The sequence below is a fragment of the Anaerosporobacter sp. genome (assembly GCF_031551385.1).
GTDB lineage: Bacteria > Bacillota > Clostridia > Lachnospirales > Lachnospiraceae > Anaerosporobacter.
This window is the reverse complement of record NZ_JAVBNS010000025.1, coordinates 1-3,060: the sequence shown is the minus strand read 5'-3', so window position 1 is coordinate 3,060 and position 3,060 is coordinate 1. Positions and strand designations below refer to the sequence as shown.

3 protein-coding genes are annotated in these 3,060 nt (G+C 34.5%); all 3 read left to right on the top strand.

Features of this window, described 5'->3' with window-relative positions; genetic code table 11:
- Positions 1-517 (top strand): ABC transporter permease subunit (locus tag RMR19_RS03445; RefSeq protein WP_310602098.1); only part of this gene is annotated, 517 nt, incomplete at its 5' end.
- Between the two features lie 13 nt (positions 518-530).
- Positions 531-1,439, top strand: coding sequence for a carbohydrate ABC transporter permease (locus RMR19_RS03440; RefSeq protein WP_310602097.1), 909 nt, complete (start codon positions 531-533; stop codon positions 1,437-1,439).
- Positions 1,440-1,556: 117 nt separating this feature from the next.
- On the top strand, positions 1,557-3,060 hold a 1,504-nt coding region (locus RMR19_RS03435), incomplete at its 3' end, for a hypothetical protein (RefSeq protein ID WP_310602096.1).

Below are 3,060 nucleotides of genomic sequence, written 5' to 3'. Positions count from 1 at the left end.
TCTAGGAAGTAGTGGTATTGTAACAAAGATTATTAAAGATGTGGCAGGAACAGCACCAGACTTTTATAAAGAAGCAGCTTATTGGCCAGTTATTCTTTTAATAACAAAGGTATGGCAAGGTGCAGGTTATGGAAGTATTGTCTATGTAGCAGCGATTACAGGATTTGACCAATCGATGTATGAAGCAGCAAAGGTTGACGGAGCTACAAGATTACAACAGCTTACCAGAATTACATTACCACTTCTAAAGACAACGGTTATTATGCTTACGATTATGAGTATTGGTAGTATCTTCAAAGGTGACTTCGGTATGATTTATGCGATTGTTAGAGATAACTCCTTCTTATATCCAACAACAGACGTTATTGATACATTCACATACCGTGCTCTACGAGAATTGAATAACTTGGGAATGAGTACTGCAATAAGTTTCTTTCAATCATTAGTTGGATTGTTCTTGATATGGTTGACAAATGCAATTACGAAAAAAGTAGAACCAGATGCAGCGATATTCTAGAAAGGATGAGAACATGAAAGAAACTAAAATTAAAACAAAAATAAAAAAATCAAAAGGCGAAGTAATCTATGACATTGTCGTATATACATTTGTAACACTATTCTGTCTGTTTTGTTTAGCACCCTTTTTGATGATTATTGGAAGTAGCTTTGAGACAGAAGCCAATATTCAGAATTTTGGATATACGATAATCCCAAAAACATTTTCATTAGAAGCATATCGAATGGTATTGAATGATTCTCAGATTTATAAAGCATACGGAGTTACGATTTTTACAACCGTAGTTGGAACGATTGCAAGTATGTTTCTTACAATTACAATGGCATATCCACTTTCACTAAAGAAAGTAAGATTTAGAAATCCAATTATGTTCTTTGTGTATTTTACAATGTTATTCAATGGTGGACTTGTTCCAACCTATTTACTGATTAGCAAGACATTACATCTTTCAGATAATATATGGGTACTGATTTTACCAATCGCCTTCAATGCATGGAATATGATTTTGATGAGAAACTTCTTCAATTCAGTTCCAGTAGAATTATCGGAATCGGCTTACATTGACGGAGCAAATGATTTTCAGATTTTATGGAAGGTTGTTCTTCCAGTAGCGGTACCAGGAATTGCAACAATTAGTTTATTCTATGCACTTGGCTATTGGAATCAATGGTTCAATGCAAGATTATACATAACAAATAATCGAGATTTATTCCCGTTACAATACTTGCTTATGGATTTACTTAATTCTGTAGATGCATTGAAAGAAATGGCAAGAAACACAGGTGTCGCAGTTGGAAATCTACCAACCTATACGCTTCGTATGGCGACAACTGTTATCACAATTGGACCAATTGTATTCTTATATCCATTTGCACAGAAGTACTTTACTTCAGGATTAACAGTTGGTGCGATAAAAGGTTAACTATGAATTTGTCTGCCTAGGGCATGTTTCAGACGTGTCCTAACAGATAAAGATAAATGTAACTTAATTCGGATAGGATATGTAAAGTTACAAGAAAATTATGAGGAGGATTTTTTTATGAGAAGAAAGACAAGTGTTGTGAAGAAAGTAGTTTCCACTCTTTTAGTAGTTGCATTGATGGGATCTATGGTTGGTTGTGGTTCAAAAAATAAGAACAATGAAACAACAAAAAATGCTACAACAGAAGTAAATGACACAAAAGAAAACACAGACAATAACAAAGAGGCAGATACGGTTGAAACACCAGATGCAAGCAGTAGAGAAGCAATTGGTGCGGAGATGAAAGATACAACAATCAATATCCGTTTAATGAATGAATTCACAAATATGGATAAAGTAGTAGCAGCTTATGAAACAGCAGTAGCTGATGATCCTATTTTAAGTAAGGTTCACCTTAACTTTTCTTTCGTAACGGGTGCTGATTACAAAGATAAATTATCAATGGCATTAACAGCAGAAGAAGACTACGATTTAATGTTCTGTGGTTCATGGCACGGATTATCTTCATACATTGCACAAGGATGTTTTGCAGATTTAACAAATTACTTTAACAACGATGCATTTCCAGGTTTAAAAAATGGATTCTCAGAAGATTTTGTTGAAGCCGCAGCAACATATGAAAAAAATGCTAACGGTGAATGGGAAAAGAAAAACTATGTAATTCCATTAGCAGAATACTATGAAGATATTCGCGGTATCACATACAGAGAAGATTTAAGAGTAAAATATAACTGTGCAGAAATTACAGATGATGCAAGCTTAAAAGCATATCTTGACACTGTTATGGCAAACGAACCAGAAATGGTTGGCTGGAAAATGTACAATGGTTTCTTTAATGCATTCAGTACATACTATTCAGGAAAACATGATAATGTATATGCAAATGATGCAACAACTCCAATGGGACAAGAAACACCTTTCTATGTAGGTTTAAGCGAAGATGGTAAAACAGTTTTAAATGCAGTAGTTATGGGTGATTCGGAAGAAGAGTTCGCTAAGATGCCAGCAAATTATCAATATGATTTTATCAAAGAATATGAAGTAGAGAGAACAGAATGGGCACAATATCTTGACCCTTCACGTGGTACAACAGATGAGAATTTAGCAGAACCAATTGTTAACTATAGTACACTTACTGGTTTCATTTCATCAGTTCAAGCATTGAAAGAAAAATTCCCAGAAGCAGAATTAGGATTCTATGTTACAGAAGCAGATCAAAGAGCTATGACAAAAGGTGCTATCGTTAGTGAAATGAAAACAAATAACCAATTAATCGTGCCAGCATGGTCTGAAAAAGTAGATGCAGTTATGTATTTCCTTGATTGGATGTTTGGTTCACAAGAAAATCATGATCTATTCCAATATGGTATCGCTGGCGAAGACTTTGAAGTTGTTGGTTCACATGGCTACCGTCAATTAGATATCGCTGAAGGTCAAAAATATACAGTTCCTACATACTCATTTACACTTAATCCAAACTATGCAAGAATGAATGTTGCTTTAGATGAATATCCAGTAGTAAAAGCATACTATGAATACATGCTAAGCCCAGAAGCATATA